This window comes from Paenibacillus pseudetheri, assembly GCF_924513355.1.
GTDB lineage: Bacteria > Bacillota > Bacilli > Paenibacillales > Paenibacillaceae > Paenibacillus_AQ > Paenibacillus_AQ pseudetheri.
The window spans coordinates 37272-59902 of record NZ_CAKMAB010000018.1 but is presented as its reverse complement, the minus strand read 5'-3'; the positions used below and the strand labels follow the sequence as shown (position 1 = coordinate 59902).

The 22631-nt window shown below is 45.0% G+C and carries 25 protein-coding genes; 20 read left to right on the top strand and 5 right to left on the bottom strand.

The genetic code is table 11. The features are described 5' to 3' along the window. Window positions 1-202: 202 nt before the first annotated feature. Both L1028_RS17280 and dhaK read left to right on the top strand, forming a co-directional pair. Window positions 203-1339, top strand: a complete 1137-nt coding sequence (locus tag L1028_RS17280) for a glycerol dehydrogenase (protein ID WP_234535867.1) — start codon at window positions 203-205, stop codon at window positions 1337-1339. Window position 1340: 1 nt separating this feature from the next. Then, window positions 1341-3101, top strand: a complete 1761-nt coding sequence (gene dhaK / locus L1028_RS17275; protein ID WP_234535865.1) for a dihydroxyacetone kinase subunit DhaK — start codon at window positions 1341-1343, stop codon at window positions 3099-3101. 79 nt (window positions 3102-3180) lie between these two features. Here the strand turns inward: dhaK and L1028_RS17270 are convergent, their stop codons facing one another. Then, entirely contained in the window at window positions 3181-3522 is a 342-nt protein-coding gene (locus L1028_RS17270) for a nitrous oxide-stimulated promoter family protein (protein WP_234535863.1), read from the bottom strand. Window positions 3523-3894: 372 nt separating this feature from the next. Then, the gene (locus L1028_RS17265; RefSeq protein WP_234535861.1) at window positions 3895-4242 is read right to left on the bottom strand and encodes a hypothetical protein; all 348 of its coding nucleotides are present in this window, start codon (window positions 4240-4242) and stop codon (window positions 3895-3897) included. A gap of 123 nt (window positions 4243-4365) precedes the next feature. Here L1028_RS17265 and L1028_RS17260 point away from each other — a divergent pair, with 123 nt between their 5' ends. Then, window positions 4366-5265 (top strand): glycerophosphodiester phosphodiesterase, encoded by a 900-nt coding sequence (locus L1028_RS17260; protein WP_234535859.1) that lies wholly within the window; start codon window positions 4366-4368, stop codon window positions 5263-5265. Between the two features lie 35 nt (window positions 5266-5300). Here L1028_RS17260 and L1028_RS17255 read toward each other — a convergent pair whose 3' ends face one another. Together L1028_RS17255 and L1028_RS17250 are read right to left on the bottom strand one after the other, a co-directional pair. Then, window positions 5301-5870, bottom strand: coding sequence for a hypothetical protein (locus L1028_RS17255; protein ID WP_234535857.1), 570 nt, complete (start codon window positions 5868-5870; stop codon window positions 5301-5303). Between the two features lie 138 nt (window positions 5871-6008). Further along, on the bottom strand, window positions 6009-6878 hold the full coding sequence (locus L1028_RS17250) for a helix-turn-helix domain-containing protein (protein WP_234535855.1): 870 nt from the start codon (window positions 6876-6878) through the stop codon (window positions 6009-6011). Window positions 6879-7001: 123 nt separating this feature from the next. Here L1028_RS17250 and L1028_RS17245 point away from each other — a divergent pair, with 123 nt between their 5' ends. From L1028_RS17245 to L1028_RS17220, 6 genes are all read left to right on the top strand, one after another. Further along, window positions 7002-8060 (top strand): Gfo/Idh/MocA family protein, encoded by a 1059-nt coding sequence (locus tag L1028_RS17245; protein WP_234535853.1) that lies wholly within the window; start codon window positions 7002-7004, stop codon window positions 8058-8060. Beyond that, window positions 8057-8914 carry a sugar phosphate isomerase/epimerase family protein gene (locus L1028_RS17240; protein ID WP_234535851.1) on the top strand — a complete coding sequence of 286 codons (858 nt, stop codon included), beginning with the start codon at window positions 8057-8059 and terminating at the stop codon, window positions 8912-8914. The genes L1028_RS17245 and L1028_RS17240 overlap by 4 nt, the downstream gene beginning before the upstream one ends. A gap of 25 nt (window positions 8915-8939) precedes the next feature. Further along, window positions 8940-9833 (top strand): sugar phosphate isomerase/epimerase family protein, encoded by an 894-nt coding sequence (locus L1028_RS17235; RefSeq protein WP_234535850.1) that lies wholly within the window; start codon window positions 8940-8942, stop codon window positions 9831-9833. 215 nt (window positions 9834-10048) lie between these two features. Further along, entirely contained in the window at window positions 10049-10813 is a 765-nt protein-coding gene (locus L1028_RS17230; RefSeq protein WP_234535848.1) for a YhfM domain-containing protein, read from the top strand. Between the two features lie 19 nt (window positions 10814-10832). Next, a complete protein-coding gene (locus L1028_RS17225; protein WP_234535846.1) occupies window positions 10833-11150 on the top strand; it encodes a hypothetical protein in 318 nt (105 codons plus the stop codon). A 29-nt stretch (window positions 11151-11179) separates the two neighbouring features. Beyond that, window positions 11180-11590, top strand: coding sequence for a hypothetical protein (locus tag L1028_RS17220; protein WP_234535844.1), 411 nt, complete (start codon window positions 11180-11182; stop codon window positions 11588-11590). 135 nt (window positions 11591-11725) lie between these two features. Here the strand turns inward: L1028_RS17220 and L1028_RS17215 are convergent, their stop codons facing one another. After that, complete coding sequence (locus L1028_RS17215) at window positions 11726-12259, bottom strand: GNAT family N-acetyltransferase (protein ID WP_234535842.1); 534 nt, start codon at window positions 12257-12259, stop codon at window positions 11726-11728. A gap of 363 nt (window positions 12260-12622) precedes the next feature. On the opposite strand from L1028_RS17215, the gene L1028_RS17210 reads away from it, so the two are divergent. The 11 genes from L1028_RS17210 (at window position 12623) to L1028_RS17160 (ending at window position 22605) form a co-directional block, all read left to right on the top strand. Further along, window positions 12623-13504 (top strand): LysR family transcriptional regulator, encoded by an 882-nt coding sequence (locus L1028_RS17210; RefSeq protein WP_234535841.1) that lies wholly within the window; start codon window positions 12623-12625, stop codon window positions 13502-13504. 130 nt (window positions 13505-13634) lie between these two features. Next, window positions 13635-14150, top strand: a complete 516-nt coding sequence (locus L1028_RS17205) for a GNAT family N-acetyltransferase (RefSeq protein ID WP_234535839.1) — start codon at window positions 13635-13637, stop codon at window positions 14148-14150. Window positions 14151-14154: 4 nt separating this feature from the next. Next, a complete protein-coding gene (locus L1028_RS17200; RefSeq protein ID WP_234535837.1) occupies window positions 14155-15006 on the top strand; it encodes a transporter substrate-binding domain-containing protein in 852 nt (283 codons plus the stop codon). A 33-nt stretch (window positions 15007-15039) separates the two neighbouring features. Next, entirely contained in the window at window positions 15040-15825 is a 786-nt protein-coding gene (locus L1028_RS17195) for an amino acid ABC transporter permease (RefSeq protein ID WP_234535835.1), read from the top strand. Continuing rightward, window positions 15822-16532 carry an amino acid ABC transporter permease gene (locus tag L1028_RS17190; RefSeq protein ID WP_234535833.1) on the top strand — a complete coding sequence of 237 codons (711 nt, stop codon included), beginning with the start codon at window positions 15822-15824 and terminating at the stop codon, window positions 16530-16532. Before L1028_RS17195 ends, L1028_RS17190 begins: the two co-directional genes overlap by 4 nt. Then, window positions 16529-17281: an amino acid ABC transporter ATP-binding protein gene (locus L1028_RS17185; protein WP_234535832.1), complete on the top strand. Its 753-nt coding sequence runs from the start codon at window positions 16529-16531 to the stop codon at window positions 17279-17281. Before L1028_RS17190 ends, L1028_RS17185 begins: the two co-directional genes overlap by 4 nt. Window positions 17282-17292: 11 nt before the next feature. After that, complete coding sequence (locus L1028_RS17180; RefSeq protein ID WP_234535829.1) at window positions 17293-18309, top strand: LLM class flavin-dependent oxidoreductase; 1017 nt, start codon at window positions 17293-17295, stop codon at window positions 18307-18309. A gap of 51 nt (window positions 18310-18360) precedes the next feature. Beyond that, window positions 18361-19542 carry an amidohydrolase gene (locus tag L1028_RS17175; protein WP_234535827.1) on the top strand — a complete coding sequence of 394 codons (1182 nt, stop codon included), beginning with the start codon at window positions 18361-18363 and terminating at the stop codon, window positions 19540-19542. Next, window positions 19539-20714 (top strand): N-methyl-L-tryptophan oxidase, encoded by a 1176-nt coding sequence (gene solA, locus L1028_RS17170; protein WP_279306875.1) that lies wholly within the window; start codon window positions 19539-19541, stop codon window positions 20712-20714. Before L1028_RS17175 ends, solA begins: the two co-directional genes overlap by 4 nt. Beyond that, window positions 20714-21193, top strand: a complete 480-nt coding sequence (locus L1028_RS17165) for a DinB family protein (RefSeq protein ID WP_234535823.1) — start codon at window positions 20714-20716, stop codon at window positions 21191-21193. The genes solA and L1028_RS17165 overlap by 1 nt, the downstream gene beginning before the upstream one ends. Before the next feature lie 74 nt (window positions 21194-21267). Continuing rightward, window positions 21268-22605 (top strand): LLM class flavin-dependent oxidoreductase, encoded by a 1338-nt coding sequence (locus L1028_RS17160; RefSeq protein WP_234535821.1) that lies wholly within the window; start codon window positions 21268-21270, stop codon window positions 22603-22605. The last annotated feature ends 26 nt before the right edge of the window (window positions 22606-22631 follow it).

Here is a 22631-nt window from a genome sequence, read left to right as displayed (position 1 = left end):
CACGATATTCTCCTAGGAAAGTTATAGAAACATATTGAACATTATAGCGAATTTTTGCGCAAAAGGACAAGATAATACAATTTCTTATTAAGAAGACAAAAAAACTCGATAAGAAAACGCTTTATTCTGATCTTATTGTTTCATGCATACCGAAATAGAGCAATCTATAATAATAACTATATACAACCTAGGAGGAATGAAAATGAGAAGAGCGTTTATCAGTCCGACGAAATATGTGCAAGGTGAGAATGAACTTTTGAATTTAGGCTATTTTGTAAAAACATTCGGTGATTCCGCACTGCTCATTGCACATCCAGATGATGTTACACGTGTGAAAGATAAATTGGAGTCAACTAAACAGAAATTTAATATAACGCTTGTTGAAAGTGGCTTCCATGGGGAATGCTCAAGACAAGAAGTCGCAAGATTACAGGCTTTGGCTAAGGAACATCAATGTGCATGTACGATTGGTTTGGGTGGAGGTAAGGCGATTGATACGGCGAAATGCGTAGCAGAAGGAGAAGCATTGATTATCGTTCCAACGATAGCAGCCACTGATGCACCAACAAGCCACTCCGCGGTACTCTATACCCCAGAAGGTGAATTTGATGATTATGCTTATTTCAAGCAAAGCCCAAGTGTAGTCATGATCGATACAACAGTCATTGCCAAGGCGCCAACAAGATTTCTGGTTGCAGGGATGGGAGATGCACTCTCCACTTATTTCGAAGCAAGAGCCACAGCGAATTCATATTCCAATGTGAATGCGGGTCTACCTTGTGGGGTACGTGAAGGAGTTTGTGGGGAAGCTAAAGGAACAATAACCGCACTAGGTCTTGCCAAAATGTGTTATGATACTTTGCTTGAAAATGGTTATAAAGCGAAGCAGGCTTGTGATTTGAATATTGTAACTCCAGCCTTGGAGAATATTATAGAAACGAATATTTTGTTATCGGGACTGGGCTTTGAAAGTGGAGGGTTGGCTGCGATTCATGCGATCCATAATGGTTTAACAGCTTTAGAAGGAACGCATCATTATTATCATGGTGAAAAGGTAGCCTTCAGTACGATTGCTCAATTGGTGCTTGAAAATGCGGACCGTACCGAATTAAAAGAAGTGTTAGATTTCTGCTTGTCTATTGGGCTTCCGGTGTGCTTAGCAGATATCGGAGTGGAGCAAGTCACTTACGAAGAACTTCTTGAGGTTGCAAAAAAAGCTTGTATTGCTGAGGAATCGATTCATTCGATGCCGTTCCCCATTACAGAAGAAGCCGTAGCATCGGCAATTATGGCTGCCGACCAATTAGGCCGTCAATACAAATTAAGTAAGGAGCTTTAAGATGAAGAAAATTATGAATAAGCCGGAGACGCTAGTCCGGGAAATGTGTAATGGACTTGTCTTAGCACATCCTGAGCTGGATTTCAATGATAAATTCAAAGTGATTTCTAAAAAAGAGATCAACACCAATAAAGTTACACTAATAAGCGGTGGCGGAAGTGGGCATGAACCGGCCCATGCCGGGTTTGTAGGTAGCGGTATGCTGGATGCTGCCGTGTGCGGTGATGTGTTCGCTTCTCCATCCCAGATTCAGGTCTACCAAGCGATCCGTAGCTCTGCAAGTAAAAAGGGAACGCTGCTTATTATTAAGAACTACAGCGGTGACATCATGAACTTTAAAAATGGGGCTCATCTCGCAAGTGAAGATGGCATACAAGTGGAATATGTCAAAGTAGACGATGACATTGCCGTTGAAGACAGTCTCTATACCGTAGGGAAAAGAGGGGTGGCCGGAACCGTTCTCGTTCATAAAGTTGCCGGAGCTGCGGCAGAAGCCGGACTGTCCCTGACGGAAGTAAAAGAAGCGGCGCAACATGCGATTGACCATGTTCGCACCATCGGCTTCGCCTTTACATCTTGCACCGTTCCTGCCAAAGGGACCCCGACATTTTATATCGAAGAGGATGAGATGGAATACGGTGTTGGAATTCACGGTGAACCTGGAATTCGCAGAGAAAAAGCCGTGTCAGCGGATGAACTGGCACAGCGAATGGTTACGTCCTTGCTGAGCAACTTGCAAATGAACGATGAGTCGCAGCAAGAAGTTGCTGTTCTGATCAATGGATTTGGCGGAACACCCCTGCAAGAGCTTTATTTGTTAAATAATTCTGTGATCCGTGAATTGACGGCCAAGAATAAGCAAGTGTTTAAAGTATTTGTCGGCAACTATATGACCAGCATCGATATGGCTGGCGCATCAGTGTCGATTATGAAGCTGAATGAGACGCTGAAGAAATGGTTGTCTGCTCCGTGCGATACACCGGCATTGTCGGTTAAAGGTTCATTTGAGCCTGTGAACTATACGGAAGTCATCAAGGAAGAGAAAGCAGACAGCACGGTATCCTTTAAGAATAATACGGATGCTGAAGCAGCAGTAATTAAGAACAACCAGTTTTCCTTGCACAATATCGTATTTTTGATCGATCAAATGAGTGAGGTCATTATCGAGAATGAGGTACCGTTCTGCGAGCTAGACGCCCACGCCGGAGATGGTGATTTTGGGATGAGCATAGCCAAGGGATTTAAGCAGTTGAAAGTAGAATGGGAAGATATTCTAACTAATCATCTCAGCAATATCGGTGACTTCCTTGATGCTTGTTCATTGATCATTATGGAGCATTGTGGAGGAGCTTCTGGACCGATCTGGGGATCGGGCTTCCGCGCTGCGAGCAAGACTGCACAGCAGAAGCAGGAGTTGTCCATACAGGATTTCGCCAATATGATGCAGGCCGTTGTCAAAGGAATTCAGGATACGGGTGAAAGATCTTTCGGGAGAGGTGCTGTCGTTGGAGACAAGACTTTAATTGATGCGCTTGTACCTTTTGCGGATGCCTGGACACAAAGCGCAGAACAAGGCGAAGATATAAAGCCGGCAGCCGTCAAAGCTGCTGAGGCGGCGGTTCTCGGTGCACAGAAGACTTCAGACATCGTTGCCCGAATGGGAAGAGCAGGTACGGTAGGTGAACGCAGCATTGGTTATCCGGATGCGGGAGCTTACGCGCTTGGGGTTATTTTCACAGAGCTAGCTAAAGCGATGAGATAGATACGAGTGTGCTCCCAGTACCTCGACACGTAATTAAAAACAGCAGCAGTCATAGACTGTTGCTGTTTTTAATTATATGCTACTTTCTTAACTTACCAGGTAGAGGGATATGCCTAATGGACTCAACTGGGTGATATAATAGCATCCATGGACCTGAGAAACGCATAACATCTTTAATTCTTAGCCGATACTCCTTATTGTAACAATGGATAGGACACTTTGCACATGCTGTTTTCTCTTCCCCGAATGGGCAGAGAGATAGTCTTTTTGCAGCATATTCATTTAAGCCCTGACATTCCTCGCATAAGACTTTTTGATGATGTTTTTTCTTACAATATACACGAATCATTTTTTCAACAATTTCTTTTTCTTTTCGAATTTTCGTGCCATCATTCAACTGCCTATTTATTTGCGCTGCCATATTAATAAGGATCCTTTCAATATTATCAAAATGTATTCTACAATAACTATATCATCAGATTTTTTAAGGGAGAGGGTACTTCTTTAACATTTCTATGGCATTTGTTATGAAAATAAGTAAAGAAACTTGTCAAAGAATGAGGTAGAATTTTAATATTGTTTTGTGAGTGAGTGAGTGAGGATTTTTACCGTTCACAAGAAATAAAGGTAACTCGCAGAGAAGGAAACGATGCTTCAAATCGGAACCCATCATCAATAATGGAAAGGTTTCAGTGACTTCGCTAACCTCGTATCCGTTGCTTGAACAACTAAGCTCGTTCTTTGGTACTTACCACATTTGTTGGAATGACTAAATGATTTTGAATTGATGCCTTTATTGCCGCTTTAAGATATTTGTCGTATGCTTCAGCATACGATTTAAGAGAGTACGCCGCTCCGTTTTTAAATCTGTGCTTTTTAATGCATCACGGATGGGAATGACCTCTGAAATTTGCCTGCCACCGTTTGTTATCCTTCGATCGACGCAAGTAGGGATGTAATCTATGTTCGTTATACTCGTGCTGCCACTATTGTCCTTTTTGATTGTGAGCTTAAGGATGATTCCGGCTACTTTAGCGAACAGGGGGGTAAACGAATAAGTTCCGTTCGTTTGTTTAGCATCTGAAATAATGTAACGTTTGACCATAAGGTCTCCCACTGCAGCTATTTGTATTTCGGTCATCAGTATCCACCTTTTTTTCGTTTTCATTTAGAATATGGAAGAAAGGTGATATGGGTTATTTTTTTGGCAAATTGGACATCAGGTAATATACAATAATTTCTTTGAAAAGAAGAGGGAAGCTTTATGCAAAGGATTCAAAATTCAAAAATGTACTTTATATTTGTTCACATATTTTTGTTGATCTTATTGTGTACCTCAATGTATGCCTATTCTCCATGGATTCGTACTAAAGTGAAGGGAATTCTCGAGCCTGCGGACAAAGTCTATACCATTGCTCACCGTGGCGCTTCGGGGTATGCTCCTGAGAATACTATACCTGCATTCGAACTAGCTATTGATATGGAGACCGATTATATCGAGTTAGACATTCAGTTAACTAAGGATCGTGTTCCTGTTGTTATTCACGATGAAACTATTAATCGCACGACAAATGGAACGGGTTATGTTAAGAATTATACCTTAGAGCAGCTTTCGAAATTAGATGCTGGCTCATGGTTTAACGAACAGTATCCCATGTTTGCTAGGGATCAATATGCCGGTTTACGTATTCCGACTTTAGCAGAGGTATTTGAAAAGTTTGGAAAAGAAGTGGACTATATGATTGAGATTAAAGATCCCGCTTTGAATCCGAATATTGAAACCATATTAAACGAACAAATTGAAAAATATAATCTGTCTGATCATGTTTCCATACATTCATTTAGTGAGTCGAGTTTACGTAGGCTTCATTCGATTAACCCAGAGATCCCGCTTTATCAAATTGTTTGGTATAATATTCCGGTTTATAAAGTACCAGATTCTTTTATCAATCGGGTGAAAACTTATGCGGTTGGTATTAGCCCTAACTTTCAAAGAATAAATTCATCCTATGTCGCACAGGTGAAAAATTCGGGTCTAAAGGTATTTCCGTACACAGTGAATTATCAAGTGAATATGGACAAAGCCGTGGTTTGGGGTGTAGACGGGGTACATACCAACTTTCCTGACCGTTTTAAAGAAGTGATTAAGAATAATAAGAAGTGAGGAAGTAAGGAAACGGGAATTCAACTATCGGAAATTCATATGCCGAATACATCGATTTCAGAGACAGGATACCATGTTTTTGAATTTACGTCTTTAAAAAATACTTGAATAGTATAGGTACCTTTTGTATTAAACGAATAAGTAAATTCGTTGGTTTTGAACCAAAAGTTTTCTTCACTTTTCTTAATTTGTTGATTATCGATAGTTTCTGTTTTATCTGCAGGATCAGTGATTGTAAGTTTTATATCTGAAATTTCTGTTTTTAAATGATCCACTTGTAATAAGGTTGAAAAGGCAAAACGTGCAGGGCTTTTTACCTTACCGAAAATCTCTCCATTGTTATCAAGCAATACCATGTTCACATTTGGCTTGTAGATTCGAACTGTTTTACTTGTTTCATCTAAAGCGATTAAAGCAAACAAATTTTTAGAGAGCTGTTCAACAGGTACGAGAATGTCCCCCTCGGATATTATTGCTGCCTGTTTTTGTATCACATTATTGAAATATAATGAAACTTCTGATTGGTTCGATGCGGCATAAATCATTGTTCCCGGTAAAATCATTATGCAAAGTGCTAATATAGTCAGTTTAATAATTTTTCTCAATGAAATCTCCTCCTATATTTTTGTTATGCTAATTATACCCATTAGATGGAAGATAGTTTCTTTTATGCAATTAATAAAATAAAAGAAGGTCAGTAGAGGGGGATTACCCTTTGCTGACCTTTCCTTTGTTCACCCTAACTAGAACCCTCTCACACTGCTAGGGGGTACTTTCCTATGTTTTTTGAAAGTCCGGCTGAAATAGTAGATATCACTGAAGCCAGTAGTGGCAGCGATTTCAGAAATCGTTAACCGGGTATGCCTTAGCAAATAATCTGCACGGTCTAAACGGACAGCATTTATATATTCCGATATCGTATGACCAGTTAATTCCTTGAAGAGACGACTGAAATGGAAGCGGCTTAGCCCTGTTAGTGCCGCAAGTTCGTCAACTTGAATGGGCTCCTGGTAATGGGTATCGATATAACGCAAAACAGGTGCGAAGCGTTCAACGGTCTGAATACGTCTTTCTTGCTCAGCCTGTGAGAGTACGGTGACGATATGTCTGCGCAATAACAGCGTTAGCAGGCGGTATAGCTCGGACTTGACGGCCAGCTCATATCCAAATTCGCGAAGTTCCAGTTCCCGAATAATCGCCAGTGCACAGTCTGTAATGTGCTGATCCCCACGGATATGATTACGTAACAGCAGCTGGTTCTGCTGAATCGGGGCGATGAACTTGGTCTCGGCAGCGTCGCTTACCGCACTATGCAGCAAAGAAGTATCTGCAATAATCGCATAATACAATAAATCAGAAGAAGCGCTCACCCCATAATGCAGCTCGTTGCTGTTCACAGCAACTAAATCACCAGCCCGTACGTTGATCGGTGTTCGTCCGCATTCAAAAACAGCCTCACCTCTTTCAATAAACAGAAACTCAAGATGCTCATGCCAGTGATGTGGGAACAACAAAACTCCCTCTTGGTTGAAGCGCTGGGTATGTACTTTAATCGGAAACTCGGGATCCGGCATGTCCATGGGTTCCTGCAGATGTTTATCATAGTCCAACATTTATTGACTGCACCTCCTATAGCACAATTGTACAAATGAAACCGCAAGGCTCTGCATGGTGTTTAGGGTTGAAATCATTATAATACGAATCATAACCTATGCAAAATAAAGGAGAGAGTATTGATGGATATGATCAAAATTGGCGTAATAGGAACCGGCTCTATCTCCGGCATGCACTTAAGTGCTTATCGGAATAATCCGCAGACAACCATATATGCGGTTTGTGACCTGAATGAAGAGCGTGCACGAGCTGTTGCTACTGAGTATAACGTAGAAAACGTATACACGGATTATCGTGAATTGCTGGCTAATTCCGAAATAGATGCAGTCAGCATCTGCACATGGAACAACTCTCATGCTGAGATCAGCATCGCGGCGCTTGAGGCAGGCAAGCATGTACTTGTAGAAAAGCCGCTTTGCCGCACGGTTGAAGAAGCGCTTCAGGTTCAGCAGGCAGTGGAAATGAGCGGCAAAATTTTGCAAGTAGGCTTTGTACGACGTTATGACTCCAATGCCCAGCTACTTCAGACATTGGTGGAACAAGGAGAATTCGGCGAAATCTACTATGCGAAGGCAACGACGTTCCGGAGACTTGGTAATCCTGGCGGCTGGTTCAGCGATATTGAACGCTCCGGCGGTGGACCATTGATTGATATCGGCGTCCATGTAATCGATCTATGCTGGTATTTGATGGGCCGTCCGAATCCAGTATCAGTAAGTGCCAATACCTACCGGAAGCTCGGCAATCGTTCTAATATCAAGAATCTTTCTTTCTATAAAGCCGCTGATTACGACGCAGCGAACAATACGGTGGAAGACTTAGCAAATGCACTAATTCGTTTTGAGAATGGAGCTTCACTGATGGTTGATGTTAGCTTTACACTGCATGCCAAAGAAGACGAGCGCTCGGTGCGCCTGTACGGTGACAAGGGTGGGTTTGAAATTGATCCTGAGATAGTCCTCGTCAAAGAACAGTCGGATACGATCGTCAATACCTATCCGCAGACCGATCATAAGGGGTTTGAGTTCAACAGTGCATTCCAGAATGAGATTAATCATTTTGCGAACAACATCAGCAACGGCTCTACACCGATTAGTCCTGTGCAGGACGGCGTTACAATCATGAAGATTCTCGGCGCGATCTATGAATCCGCTGCCAAAGGCGAAGAGGTGAAACTATGAAGCTAGGAATCAGTACCTACAGTTTGCATTCAGCTTTTTCAACGGGTGAGCTCACGCTTGAAGGAGTTATTGAGACGATCGCCGATCTGGGCGCGGAGCATACGGAGATTGTACCCTTGGGAATCAATTTGGTTGAGAATCCTGAGCTAATTGATCAGATTGTACGAACAGCAGCAGGTCGTGGACTAGAGTTGTCTAATTATGCTATCGGGGCGAATTTTGCCGGGCTGGAGACAGCGGAAAGACAGCGGGAAGTCGAGCGGGTAAAGCGGGAAGTAGACGTCTGTGCGGCATTAGGCATTCAGCGGATGCGGCATGATGTAGCCTCGTCAAATGATCTATCAATTACGCACTTTTTGGAAGAGCTTCCACATTTGGCTGAAGCTTGCCGAGAGATTGCCGATTATGCCGCAGGATTGGGCATAACGACCAGTGTCGAGAATCATGGATACTTTATTCAGCACAGCGATCGTGTACAGGCGTTGGTTCACGCAGTAGGAAGAGATAACTTCCGTACAACACTCGACATTGGTAACTTCCTGTGTGCAGATGAGAATCCGCTTATTGCTGTGACTAACAATATTAAGCTTGCTTCGATGGTGCATTTCAAAGATTTCTATATTCGTCCGCAGGATCGCCAGCCTGGCGAAGGTTGGTTCCAGTCCTCAGGTGGGAACTGGTTGAGGGGTGCCATCGTTGGTCAAGGAGATATCGACATGCCGAGTGTAATTCGAACCGTAAAGGAAAGCGGTTACGACGGATATATCTCTGTAGAATTTGAGGGAATGGAAGAGTGCCGTAAGGGGACAAGACTTGGGTTGGAATACATCAAGCGGGTTTGGAACCAAATCTAATTCATTTTAAAGGAGGATTATTGCCATGGTTAAACCAATTATCACTAACAAAATCGGCGTTATCGTAGACAGTTTTCAGGTCGGAGTAAAAGAGGGATTGCGCAAGGCAAAAGAAGCAGGGGCTGATGGAGTTCAGATTTATGCGGTGCAAGGTGAATTTGATCCCGCTAACCTTTCTACATCAGCCCGCCGTGAATGGAAGGAATACATCGCTTCACTGGGTCTCGAAATCTCTGCCCTCGTGGGAGATTTAGGCGGACATGGCTTTCAGGACCCTGCACAGAACCGTGCCAAAATCGAAAAGTCCAAACGCATTATGGAGCTGGCCAAGGAGCTAGGTACAGATATAGTCACTACACATATCGGTATTGTTCCCTCTGACCACAACAGTAAAATTTATGAAACCATGCACATCGCCTGTGAGGAACTAAGCAGATACGCGCATGAGATGAATTCTTACTTTGCGATTGAGACTGGTCCAGAACCCGCTGCGCGTCTGAAGACGTTCCTCGACGGTTTGGGTTCCAAAGGGGTTTCTGTTAATTTTGATCCGGCCAACATGGTGATGGTGACTGGTGATGATCCCGTGCAAGGTGTTCATACACTAAAAGACTATATTGTACACACCCATGCTAAAGATGGTCTCAAACTTGCCGATATCGATCCGCGCGATGTTTACGGTCAATATGGTTATGAAGCACAAGCATTAGACCATGAGAAAATCGCTGAAATGGCCGAGACCGGCTCGGCGTTCCGTGAAGTTCCGCTCGGAGCGGGTTCTGTTGATTGGAACAACTATCTGCAAGCGCTGAACGACATTGGTTATACAGGATTCCTGACCATAGAACGGGAAGTTGGTACTAATCCAGAGGAGGATATCCGCCAGGCTGTGAATTTTTTAAAGGGCTTTCGGGTCTGAACGCGATAGTGATAAAGATTAAATAGTTCATCCAACCTTTGGGATAAAAGAGAAGCTGCCTTACAGGAGAACAGGCCTGTACGGTGGCTTTTTTATTGCTACAAACACTTTAACTTTGTTCAGGACAATAATCTGATCCAATTACTAATCTCATTTTTTGTAACTTTATCCTCTATTTGGCGTTAAAGAAGAGAGTATACGAAGGGGGAGCCTATATGAAAAGGATAAATCTACTAGCCCTTTTAGCAGTCATTTCAGTAATTATTGTTGGATGTATCAATACAGGGAATAAGGATAAAGCGAATCAAACTCTGATCGATCTAAGCTCTGTTAATTCGATAACAATCCAGAACGATAGCGGTGAATCGATGACCGTAACGGACAACTATTTAATAGAACAATTCAATGAAGCTATACATACTGCTGAGTATGACAGCGCCAAGCTTGATATTGTAGCACCTGATTATGAAGCTATTGTTGAAATGAAGAATAAAGAAAACGAAAAGTTCTCTTTCTGGATTAAGGGCGAGAATAATGGTCTTTTCACCAAATCAGGACAAAATGGACATTACAAATTGCCGGAAACAGAAAAAGCAGTATTGCTTAACTTATTTCAATCAAATGATCAACAAGCAGAAACCGATAATCTAAAGATCGATGAGGACATTAAACGAATTACAATAGCGGACTCTCTAGCACATGGTTCTGTGAATGCTAACATAAAGGAAGAATATATAGATTATGAAACCATAGAAATTTTCGTCCGAGCCATCCGTAACGCTGCACAAATACCAGGAAATTTAAATACCGCAACTCCTAACTACGATATAGTTCTAATTTCAGATAATAATAAATATGCCTTTCATTTATGGATTAACGAATCAAGCGAGCAAGGCATGGTAATGAATGTGAACGAAACGAGCACAGGCTACACGCTTACTAAGGAATCAACTGCCGAGTTAAAAACACGATTCCAATAATCGTTGGAACAATGCCTTTATGAACAACTATAATATGCTAATCCCGTACGTTTATAAATTTCAATGGAAAGCTGAAGAGCAAAAATTGTTTATGCAGAGTTACCTCGGTAATGTATGGATCTTTGATCTGAAGAAAGGAAAGGACGATGTCCATCTTCTGAAATATCGCGTAATCCCTCATTCGACGACTGGGGCGCCATCTTTATTTCTTTCACCAACCTTTAAGAGATTTGTACATGATGATGAGAGCGGGCAATTAACCTTTTACGATAATAAAGGAGCTACGCTACGTACTGTACCGTTACCACAAGAGCGATATTACCTTCTGAGAAAATAAAGTGGAACCCGGCGGGCACGATTGCTTGGATGGATACAGCAGAGGTCAACCAAAACCGAATCCATGACATCGATATCGATTATTTGAAAATAGCTCCACAAATAATTAATTTTTATAATCAGGATGGGCTTCCCATCAGCTCTATTAAGACTGAAAGCGAACATGCAGATGCAGCGGTTGAAGTTGTAGGATGGATGGACGCTAATGTAGCCGTGATGAAATCCTATTCTGTAGAACTTTTGTACAAGGATACTATAGGGCTGAAGGTTAAGAATGTTTCTTATTATCTCTATGATGTAAAAAAGAAGCAGAAGGAGGCTAGCTTTTCGTCCATCCCCTCCAGCGCAGCCGTAATTTCAGATCCTCGCATAGTTGATGCCGATAATGAAGGGAATATCACTGTGAGTTTTAAAGAGATTACCTATAAAAAAGGAAATTAAAAGAGCCTCGGAAGTTCGCCGCAATGATCACATAAAATCATTGGAAAGCTTCCCGAGGCTTCTTTTTTATAATTTCAAGACAATGCTTAAGAATACGTTATATTCATCGAGTTAGTCTGTACTCGAATTTTGCAATTACCCCGCTGTAGTACGGACGGAAGTCTGTAGGTCTAGTCGGAAACCCTGTACCAGGGTTTCGCCGTTCATAAGATCGGTCTCATACGCCCGTTTGAAGCCTAAGCGATAGTAGAGCTTGATTGCTGAAGCCATCATTTCTGAGGTATGCAGATTTAAAGTGGTGGCACCCAACTCGCGAGATCTACTTGCAGCTTCGTGAATTAGATGGGTTGCAACACCGAGACCGCGAGCCGATGGGGATACGGCAAGTAAGCGTAGGATAGGGGAATGAATGCCTAGCTCTGGTTTACCGTATGCCGTTTCCGAGGAGCTGAACAAGAGTGCGCTACCAATAATTTTCTTGTCGATTTTAGCGATGATCCGCGCGATCGGGGCCTCGTCATGGACAGATTCAAGAAATGATTTCCGGTACGTTAGCCACAAAGGCTCGGGCATGATCTCCGAATATTGGTGGTAAGCGTCCAGTATCACTTCAGCGATGGCATCACGGTCATTATTCTCAGCTTCACGGATAATAATCTTTTGTACCATATTCTCGCGATCCCCTCTCAGTCAAATGTATAGTTCATACGAATGAAGTTATTATAAACGATAATTCCGAGTTATATAAGTGGTATTTCATAATTTTGATAAATGAATAGAAAAGCTCTATATGAAATAAACATAACAGTCGATTACAAAGGGATTCACTACAGCTTCTGCAGTTTCAAATTTTAAATTATTAATCAATGATGAATGAAAGTTTGTAGAAATCCGATTATTTTACACGGAATTTAAGTTGACAAAAAATGGGGGGGGGCATAAGATATAAACAAAATCTATAGGGAAGCATCGTCATATTTCATTGTTTTTACATCGGAATAGTAAGTTAACATTTGTTTAGGGGGATTAGGGATGAACATTGAAAATATTGAGGCTTTTGTCTACATCAACCATTATGGAAGCTTCAATAAAGCGGCCGAAGTCCTATATATCTCTCAGCCGACAGTTACAGCACGGATTCAATCGCTCGAAAGGGAATTGGATTGCAGAGTGTTTGATCGGTTAGGTAAGCAGATTAGCCTAACGGATAAAGGTAAGCAATTTCTTCCCTATGCCCAGCAGATTCTCCAGATCTATCAGAACGGAAAATATCAGGTTCAGGCCAAGGGGCATATTCCAAATGAACTGAGGATCGGCAGTACTGTCTCGGTTTCCAATTATTTAATGCCGCATCTGATGCTTCATTTGAAACGCAGGTATCCGCAAATCACGATCAAGCTGACGACAGCTTCTACGGAAGTATTGATTGATAAGCTGAAATCGAAAGAGCTGGATCTGGCTTTTATACGTAAGGTTGTAAATCCGGCCATTCAAGTCTTTCCTTTCTGCGAAGACCCCATCTCTTTATATGTACAGGAGGGACATCGCTTAGCTAAGGCCCAACGTACATCGCTGGAAGATATTCGCCAGGAGACGATAGTCTTTTTTGAATGCGGGTCTTTAGATTGGATGCGACTGCATCGTGTATTTGAGAGCATGGAACAGCCGCCGAAGATTGAATATCAGGTGGATAACCTGGAGACAGCCAAGAAGCTGGTGTTGAAAAAAGCAGGCATCTGTTTCCTTCCGGCACTTAGTGTACAAGAGGAAGTAGCGGCTGGGACGTTAGTACGGGTGGATATTGCGGAGACGGAAGGCATCTCCTTACGAACCAGCCTGATTTCACTAAATGGGGAGAACGCTGAATTCATAGAAACTCTACTTGAACTCGGTTTTGGTAAAACGGGAGATTGACTAATTGTATAGAAGTATTAAAAAACTCTATTAGCGCATGGACACATGCAGTGATAAAGTTAATTGCATATAATGACGACTATTTCGATAGGAATTATAAAATTAATTTTGGAAGGATGGAGGGCTTGCGATGAGTGAGACATACAGACTGGCAGAACTGAAAGATGCGGAGAATTTGCTAGAGGTTACATATCGTGCGTATGAGCTGATTCGTGAGCTCGGGCTGCATTGGCCGGCGGCTACAGCTGACTTGGCACTTATTGAAGACAATATTGCTACGAATGAGTGTTATGTACTTGAAGTTGATGGAACGATAGTTGCGACGATAACACTTTCAAAAGAAGAAGAGATTAAGAAGATTAGCCCACTGCCTTTTATTAAATGGTTTGCTGCTCATCCGGATTACAGTAACAGAGGTTATGGTGGAAAGCTTCTGGATTGGGTGGAAGAGCACATTATTGCTGGACAATTGGGTTCGACTGCGGTCACGCTGGCAACGGCGAAGAAGCACCCATGGTTAGTTCAAATGTATGAACGCCGGGGGTATGAACGGTTTATGGAACTGGATCAGCAGAATGGTGACGGCATTATGTATCTGATGAAAAAAACACTCATAGATAAACCACAATTCATTCAAAGGGGATAGAACAATGAAAATATCCATTTCATTAGTAATTGCATCGTTATTGACACTGGCGATAGCAGGTTGCGGAAATAACAGCACAAACAGCAGTCAGAATGGAAATGCAGCCGAAGCTTCGGCAACGGCAAATGGTTCGACAAAGGTAACTAAGATCATCGTAGGCACGGGTACTGCTTTTCCGAAGGTCTGCTTCATAGATGAGAACGGCAAGCTTACTGGCTTCGATGTGGAACTGCTCAAAGAAATCGATAAGCAGCTGCCTGAATATGAATTTGAGTTTCAAACCATGGATTTCAGCAATTTACTGCTAAGTCTGGAAACTAAAAAAATTGACCTGGTTGCCCATGTCATGGAGAAAAATCCGGAGCGGGAGTTGAAATATTATTTTAACAAAGAAGCCTATGCCCACTGGAGAAACCGCATCGTAGTGGCGAAGGATAATGATTCGATCCAATCACTGGATGATCTTAAAGGAAAAAAAGTGTTAGTCGGTGCGACAAGCGCACAAGCGCAAATTCTGGAGAACTACAATAAAGAGCATGACAATGCGATTAATATCGTGTATCAGAACGGTGCAGCGAATGATACCGTCCCACAGATTAGTACTGGGCGTGTGGACGCTACGCTGGCTGCAGATTTTGTCCTGCCGATCATTGATCCGCAGAGTCAGCTAAAAGCTACAGGCGACGAGCTGTCCTCCGCGGACATTCTCTATGTTTTCCGTAAGGATGATGCCGATTCACAAAAGCTGTCAGATGCGATTGACAGTGCGATTAAAGAGCTGAAGACGGACGGAACACTGGGTAAGCTGAGCACGGAATGGCTGGGTGCGGATGTTACAGCGGATTCGGTTAAATGATTGATCCGGTGAGCACGGGAAGGGAGGGAATATATGGGCGCACAGTTTGATATCAGTTTTGTATTTTCGTTTTTGCCTAAGTTACTAGGGACTTTAAGCACCACGCTTCTGATTGTCGCCTGTTCTCTACTGACAGGAATTATTGTCGGCTTTCTCGTAGCTCTGCCAAGACTTTATAAAGTGCCTGTGTTAAAAACGATCTCCGAAATCTATATTTCTTTTTTTCGGGGAACTCCGATTCTTATCCAGCTCTTCTTGTTTTATTATGGACTGCCTGAAATCATGAAGCTGGTCCATGTGGATATGACACGAACTCCAGTACTTGTCTTTGTTATTCTAACCTACGGTCTGCATACGGGAGCCTACATGTCCGAAATGATTAGGGCTTCTGTGATGGCGGTGGATAAGGGGCAGGTGGAGGCTGCATATGCTGCGGGGATGACGGGGTTTCAAGCTTTTACACGAATCGTGCTGCCCCAAGCGCTAGGTATAGCAGTTCCGGTATTCTCCAATCTAGTAATTGCACTACTGAAAGATACGTCATTAGCTTTTACCCTCGGGGTGATGGAAATGTCAGGTAAAGCTCAGACGCTTGGCAGCTTAACTCAGCATTTTATTGAAACGTATATCGCACTTGCGCTTATCTATCTGGTCATCAGCTTTACGATTGAGAAGCTGCTGCTTGTAGCAGAACACCATCTTCTACGGCATGAAAGGCGAAATACGACTGAGAAAAAATTGTTTAAAATCAACAAAAGCTGGTCCTACCGACGCATTATTGCAGAATTGGGACCGGGCAAAGGAGGCACCGGATTATGAAACTGGACCCATGGTTTATATGGACTGCTTTGGTACAAATTCTGAGTGCAATTCCTACGACCTTATATATTACGGTTGTCTCTGTATTGATTGGTTTTGTGATTGGAGTGGCTGTAGCCTTGATCCGGCTATACAGAGTTCCACTGCTGCATCCGCTGGCCGTCGGTTATGTTACGTTCATTCGCGGGACACCAATGCTGACGCATCTGCTGCTTATATATTTTGGGCTTCCTGTGCTGATTGAGGGTCTGGCGGCGCATTTCGGCTGGAGCTTTAGGTCGGTTTCGATTCCGATGATCGGTTTTGCTTATATTTCGTTCTCGATTACTGCTGGAGCCTATATGTCCGAGGTCGTCCGTTCCGGTTTACTCGCTGTGGATCGTGGTCAGCTAGAAGCAGCCCACTCTATCGGTATGACTACGCCTCAAGCACTGAAGCGGATTGTTTTTCCTCAAGCGCTGGCGGCAAGTCTGCCTAATCTTTCGAATTCAGTAATCGGTATGCTGCACGGATCTACCCTTGCTTTTACGGTTTCGGTGGTGGATATCAATGCTAAGGCACAGATTGTGGCTTCAACGAACTGGAAGTTTTTTGAGGCTTATCTGGCGGCAGCGCTGATCTTCTGGGCACTAACATTTCTGATCGAACGCGTGACGTCGGTCATTGAGAAAAGGATTAATCTGTACAATCGAGGTGGAGTAGCATGATCAAACTTACACAAATTTCGAAGTCATTCGGTCGGAATCAGGTATTAAACAATATAGATTTAACGGTGATAAAGGGAGAGGTTGTCGTCATTCTCGGCCCCAGTGGCTCAGGCAAAACGACTCTCTTACGCTGCGTGAATTATCTGGAGAGGCCAAGCAGCGGAGAGATCGTCATTGGCGATTTCAAAGTGAACTGCAAACATGCCCGTAAGAAGGAGATTTATCAGCTTAGGCAAAAAACGGCAATGGTATTTCAGCAGTACAATTTGTTCCGTCATAAAACCGCGCTGGAGAACGTGATGGAAGGGCTGTTAGTTGTCAAAAAGCTTCCGAAGGACGAAGCGAGAAAACGGAGTATAGCACTGCTTGAAAAGGTTGGTCTTGCCAGCAAGCTGGACGCTTACCCGAGTCAGCTGTCCGGGGGTCAGCAGCAGCGTGTAGGGATTGCCCGAGCCTTGGCGCTTGAGCCAGAGGTTATATTGTTCGACGAACCAACATCGGCGCTGGACCCTGAGCTAGTGGGTGAGGTGCTGGCTGTTATCCGAAAAATTGCCAAGGAAGGCATCACAATGATTGTAGTCACCCATGAAATGGGGTTTGCTCGTGATGTAGCGAATCATGTGGTTTTTATGGACGGAGGCGTCATTGTTGAAGAAGGAACGCCGACAGAGCTGTTTAATCATCCGCGCGAAGAAAGAACGAAGCAGTTCTTGAAGCGAATCACACCTGAATTTAACTATTCCATATAGGAGGAAAAACAATGGCTATTACAATCAGCGTACTCGATCAAAGTCCGATCTATCCGGGAGAAACGCCAGAGGAAGCATTCCAGCATACGATTACGCTGGCACAACTGTCTGAGGAGCTTGGATTTCATCGATTTTGGGTTTCGGAGCATCATGACTCCGAACAGGTAGCTGGCTCTTCTCCAGAAGTACTCATCTCGCATCTGCTGGCCAAAACAGAGCGCATCCGCATTGGCTCCGGTGGTATCATGCTCCAGCATTACAGCCCCTATAAAGTGGCGGAGAACTTTAATGTGCTGGCTACGCTTGCACCTGGCCGGGTGGATCTCGGAGTGGGACGCGCTCCCGGCGGTCTCCCGCGCAGCACACAAGCGCTTCAGCAGGAAAGAGCCGAATCCCCTAGCTTAACGGACAAAATCATCGAGCTGGAGAAATATGTACATAACCGGCTCGAAGAAAACCACCCAATGGCTGGGTTGAAGGCAGGTCCCCTTCCAGGTATTCCGCCCGAGCTGTATGTGCTTGGCGCGAGTGTAGGCAGTGCAGAGATTGCTGCTGAACTTGGATTACCTTATGTGTTCTCCCTATTTATTAATAGCGATAAGACAGTAGCACTAGATGCTATTCGTGCTTACCGCAGCGGTTTTGTTTCTTCACAGGGCAGACAACCGCAAGCAATTATCGCTTTAGCACTAGTGGTGGCTGAGACCGAAGAGGAAGCGAAAGAACTGGCGGGCGCCCATAAGTTGATTCGGATTCAGCTGGCAAGCGGGAAGAAGCTAACCGTTGGAACCCGGGAACAGGCGGAGGAGTTTGCCCGCCAGAGCAATGAAGCCTACACGATTGAAGAGTTGGAACCAGAGATTACCAAAGGAACAAAGACTTCTGTGCGTGAACAGCTGTTTGCACTTTCAGAGGCATCCGGTATTGAGGAGTTCATCATAACTACGAATGTGCAGCCTTTTGACAAACGGTTCCGCTCCTTTGAGCTACTGAGCGAAGCAATCGCTGAAGTGCCGGCAAAGGCATAAGCGGGCGGATCAGGATCACACAGAAAATCGTTTAAAGGAGGGTGACTGTATATGACTAGTAAAGCTAAAGAGCTGAGTGCGGAAGCACTTGGAGAAGAATTAATCGGGATACGCCGTCATCTGCATCGGCACCCGGAACTGTCCAACGAAGAATATGAGACAACAAAATATATTATTTCCCTGCTGGAGCGGGCAGGAGTCAGGGTCGTAGATTACGGTCTGTCTACCGGAGTGATCGCAGAAATTGGAGGCAAGCAGCCCGGTCCGGTCATCGCGCTTCGCGCAGATATCGATGCCTTGCCAATCCAGGAGGAAACTGGAGCAGCTTATGCTTCGTTGTATCCCGGCAAAATGCATGCCTGCGGACATGATTTCCATACGGCTGCCTTGATCGGTGCCGCCTATCAATTGAAGCAGCGAGAGGGTCAGTTACTAGGAACGGTCCGCCTGTTGTTTCAACCGGCCGAAGAGAAGGCGCAAGGGGCACAGCGGATCATTGCTAGCGGGGCACTAGAAAAAGTCCGGGCAGTAATCGGGCTGCATAACAAGCCGGAACTGCCAGTCGGAACGATCGGTATTACGGCAGGCCCTTTAATGGCAGCGGCTGACGGGTTTGTCATTGAAGTGCAGGGTGGCAGTTCTCATGCTGCCGTTCCAGAAGCTGGGATAGACCCGATTGTAGCAGCTTCGCATATCGTGACCGCATTTCAATCCATTGTAAGTCGCAATGTCAGTCCCTTACAAAGTGCGGTGGTCAGTGTGACGCAGATTCACAGCGGAAATTCATGGAATATCATCCCCGAAAAAGCCGTGCTTGAGGGTACAATCCGTACCTTTGATGAAACGGTGCGCAGCAAAGTACTTGACCGCTTTCGGGAAGTGGCGACTGGTGTGGCAGCTGCTCTTGGAGCAAAAGCCACTGTCCGCTGGATCGAAGGGCCGCCTCCGGTTATCAACGACGAAGCCTTAGCGGCGTTAGGAGTAGAGTCGGCTGAAACTCTTGGCTACCGAGCGGTCAAACCAGAGCTTTCACTGGCCGGAGAGGATTTTGCCTTCTATCAGCGCGTGGTACCGGGATTGTTCGTCTTTATAGGTACTGAAGGAAGCCAAGAATGGCATCATCCAGCCTTCAATCTGGATGAACAGGCACTCACTGTGGCAGCACGATTCCTTGCGGATGCGGCTGTACGTTCCCTTGAGAACTACAATTCCGGTGGAGGTGCAGAATTATAGCTGAACATAAAAGTTACGATGTAATTATCGTAGGCGCAGGCTCGATGGGCATGAGCGCTGGTTACAATCTTGCGAGGCGCGGAGTGAAGACGCTACTAGTTGATGCCTTCGATCCTCCACATACACAGGGCAGCCATCACGGGGAATCCCGGCTGATCCGGCATGCTTACAGCGGTGATCCCGCCTACATTGATTTAGCTTTGCGGGCAGATACACTATGGAAAGAAGCGGAACAGTTGAGCGGAACAGAACTCCTTGTCCGCTCAGGCGTGTTGAATCTCGCGGATAGCACAGTGTATTCCTTCAACGGTCCTATCGAAGAAGCGAAGAAACGGAAGGTGCAGGTCCAGCATCTGGATGCCGAAGAGGTCCGGCGGCGCTGGCCGGCACTGAACATACCGGGATCATTCGCGGCAATGTATGAACCAGATGCCGGGTATTTGTACAGCGAACGCTGTATTTCCGCCTACCGCCAGCTTGCCCTTGGGCATGGTGCGGAACTGTTGACGAACACTCCGGTAGTGAATGTCACCGCTCGCGAAGGCAGCGTTACAGTTCATACGACAAATGGCGATTATCACGGAGCGGCAGCTATCCTTAGTGCCGGAGCTTGGTTTGGCAAATTGACACCTTTTGTACATTTGCCGATTAAAGCAATCCGCAAAGTTGTGGGCTGGTTTGAGAGCTCCCCTGTTTTTGCTGCTGGTAATTTTCCTGGTTTTACGTTAGGAGCAGAGGAAGGTGGTTATTACGGATTTCCCAGCATTGATGGAGCTGGCCTGAAGATCGGCCGGCATGATACAGGGCTGGAATGGAAGCCGGGTACACCACTTGCCCCGTTCGGCAGTGAAGCCAGCGATGAGGGTGACCTCCGCAAGGTACTGGAGTCTTACATGCCCGGTGCAGCTGGTCGATTGCTAAAAGGTTCTGCATGTAAATATGAGCATACGCCTGATGAAGATTTCATTATAGACTGCCATCCGCTCCATTCCAATGTGCTGATAGCTGGAGGGTTTTCGGGGCATGGTTTTAAATTTTCTAGTGTTGTGGGTGAAATACTGGCTGACTTAGCAATCGGCGGAGTTACAACTCATAACATCCAGCCTTTTTCGTTATCTCGTTTCGCACCACCGGATCATTCGCGAACAAGTCTTATATTGGAGGGGATTTAATGAGCAGAGTTCAAATCAGTGATTATCTAAGGACGTACCATCAATTAGTAAAGTCGACCGCCGGATTAACGGAGGAACAACTGAAATGGAAGGCAGAGCCCGCCAGTTGGAGTGTGACAGAAGTACTGACTCATCTGGCTGATCACAGCATTGTAGTTTCGTTCCGCATTCGTGATATTCTCGCTGCTACGACTGCACAGCTTCCAGTCTTCAATCAGGATGCTTGGGTCAGCGGTCAGTACGCCAACAGCAGCAATGCTTCCGACAATCTGGAGCTGTTCCGCAGCCTGCTTTACTATAACAGCCTTTTGTTTGAACGGCTTAGCGAAGAAGATTGGGAGAAAAGCGGAATTAATTTCAAGGGAGAGACCGTGAAAATTTCCGATATCGTGCGCGGCTTCACTGCACATGTGGAGAGACATCTTGGCCAAATCGAGCGGATCAAACAGGGCGCAGCTAATGCATCGTTTGTGCAATGATTGCTTCCGAAGTCAGTTTTGCATGAAGTGAAATCTAGGAAGCGTATGCTCACAAAACTTTAGGAGGAATGAACATGACCAAACCGAGACAACTGAAGCTGGGTGCACTGCTGCACGGGGTAGGAGGCAGCACGTCGATGTGGCGCCATCCAGATGCCAAACCAGATGCCAGTGTAAACTTCGAATTATACAAAGGGTGGGTACAAAAGGCGGAAGAAGGCAAGCTGGACCTAATCTTCATCGCAGACGGTCTGTACATTAATGAAAAGTCCATTCCTCATTTTCTTAACCGGTTTGAGCCACTGACCATTCTTAGCGCACTCGCAGCCGTCAGCACTAATATCGGTTTAGTTGGTACTCTGTCTACCTCGTACAGTGAACCATTTACCGTAGCGCGTCAATTCGGCTCACTGGATGTAATCAGCGGCGGCCGGGCCGGCTGGAATGTGGTGACTTCACCTCTGGAAGGTTCTGCGTCAAATTACAGCAAAAAAGAGCATCCTGACCATGGCAAGCGCTACCGAATTGCCACCGAATATTTGCAGGTGACACGCGGACTATGGGATTCTTGGGAGGATGATGCGTTTGTACGAGACAAGGAATCAGGTGTATTCTTTGATCCGCAAAAAATGCATACCCTGGACCATCAAGGAGAATTCTTCTCTGTGAAGGGACCGCTGAATATTGCTCGTTCGAAACAGGGGCAGCCAGTCGTATTTCAGGCAGGATCTTCGGAAGTCGGTAAGAATTACGCCTCCAAGGAAGCAGATGCTATCTTTACTGGACACGAAACGCTAGAAGATGCCCAAGCATTTTACAACGATGTTAAGACACGGGTAGCTTCATTTGGCCGGAATCCGGATGAGGTGCTGATCTTCCCTGGAATCGCTCCAATCATCGGTGACACGCCGGAGGAGGCAGAGCGTAAGTACCAGGAGGTTGCTGGCCTTGTAACGATTGAGAATGCACTGAACTACTTAGGCAGATTCTTCGAGCATCATGATTTCTCGCAATATCCGCTGGATGAGCCGTTCCCTGAGCTTGGCGAGTTGGGGCGCAATAGCTTTCAGAGCGGCACGGATAAAATCAAAAAGGATGCGAAGGAGAGAGGCTTGACGCTTCGCCAGGTCGCCTTGCAATCGGCTACCCCACGCAGCAGCTTCATTGGCACACCGGAGCAAGTAGCTGATCAGATTCAAACTTGGTTTGAGAGTGGTGGAGCAGATGGATTTATGATCGCGGCTGCCGTCCCTAACGGACTGGAGGAATTCATCGATCGGGTGGTACCGATTCTGCAGGAGCGGGGTTTGTTCCGCACTGAATACGAAAGTGACACGCTGCGTGGAAACCTCGGCATTCCGTTGCCGGAGAACCGCTATTCCAAAGCTTCTCAGCCAGCAGGGCAAATTTGACGGTTGATCCAGTATTCGCAATCCAC

Coding starts and splice junctions, on each gene's coding strand:
- L1028_RS17280 (WP_234535867.1), top strand. CDS start 203: ATGAGAAGAGCGTTTATCAGTCCGACGAAATATGTGCAAGGTGAGAAT.
- dhaK (WP_234535865.1), top strand. CDS start 1,341: ATGAAGAAAATTATGAATAAGCCGGAGACGCTAGTCCGGGAAATGTGT.
- L1028_RS17270 (WP_234535863.1), bottom strand. CDS start 3,522: ATGGCAGCGCAAATAAATAGGCAGTTGAATGATGGCACGAAAATTCGA.
- L1028_RS17265 (WP_234535861.1), bottom strand. CDS start 4,242: ATGACCGAAATACAAATAGCTGCAGTGGGAGACCTTATGGTCAAACGT.
- L1028_RS17260 (WP_234535859.1), top strand. CDS start 4,366: ATGCAAAGGATTCAAAATTCAAAAATGTACTTTATATTTGTTCACATA.
- L1028_RS17250 (WP_234535855.1), bottom strand. CDS start 6,878: ATGTTGGACTATGATAAACATCTGCAGGAACCCATGGACATGCCGGAT.
- L1028_RS17245 (WP_234535853.1), top strand. CDS start 7,002: ATGGATATGATCAAAATTGGCGTAATAGGAACCGGCTCTATCTCCGGC.
- L1028_RS17240 (WP_234535851.1), top strand. CDS start 8,057: ATGAAGCTAGGAATCAGTACCTACAGTTTGCATTCAGCTTTTTCAACG.
- L1028_RS17235 (WP_234535850.1), top strand. CDS start 8,940: ATGGTTAAACCAATTATCACTAACAAAATCGGCGTTATCGTAGACAGT.
- L1028_RS17230 (WP_234535848.1), top strand. CDS start 10,049: ATGAAAAGGATAAATCTACTAGCCCTTTTAGCAGTCATTTCAGTAATT.
- L1028_RS17225 (WP_234535846.1), top strand. CDS start 10,833: ATGAACAACTATAATATGCTAATCCCGTACGTTTATAAATTTCAATGG.
- L1028_RS17220 (WP_234535844.1), top strand. CDS start 11,180: ATGGATACAGCAGAGGTCAACCAAAACCGAATCCATGACATCGATATC.
- L1028_RS17215 (WP_234535842.1), bottom strand. CDS start 12,259: ATGGTACAAAAGATTATTATCCGTGAAGCTGAGAATAATGACCGTGAT.
- L1028_RS17210 (WP_234535841.1), top strand. CDS start 12,623: ATGAACATTGAAAATATTGAGGCTTTTGTCTACATCAACCATTATGGA.
- L1028_RS17205 (WP_234535839.1), top strand. CDS start 13,635: ATGAGTGAGACATACAGACTGGCAGAACTGAAAGATGCGGAGAATTTG.
- L1028_RS17200 (WP_234535837.1), top strand. CDS start 14,155: ATGAAAATATCCATTTCATTAGTAATTGCATCGTTATTGACACTGGCG.
- L1028_RS17195 (WP_234535835.1), top strand. CDS start 15,040: ATGGGCGCACAGTTTGATATCAGTTTTGTATTTTCGTTTTTGCCTAAG.
- L1028_RS17190 (WP_234535833.1), top strand. CDS start 15,822: ATGAAACTGGACCCATGGTTTATATGGACTGCTTTGGTACAAATTCTG.
- L1028_RS17185 (WP_234535832.1), top strand. CDS start 16,529: ATGATCAAACTTACACAAATTTCGAAGTCATTCGGTCGGAATCAGGTA.
- L1028_RS17180 (WP_234535829.1), top strand. CDS start 17,293: ATGGCTATTACAATCAGCGTACTCGATCAAAGTCCGATCTATCCGGGA.
- L1028_RS17175 (WP_234535827.1), top strand. CDS start 18,361: ATGACTAGTAAAGCTAAAGAGCTGAGTGCGGAAGCACTTGGAGAAGAA.
- L1028_RS17165 (WP_234535823.1), top strand. CDS start 20,714: ATGAGCAGAGTTCAAATCAGTGATTATCTAAGGACGTACCATCAATTA.
- L1028_RS17160 (WP_234535821.1), top strand. CDS start 21,268: ATGACCAAACCGAGACAACTGAAGCTGGGTGCACTGCTGCACGGGGTA.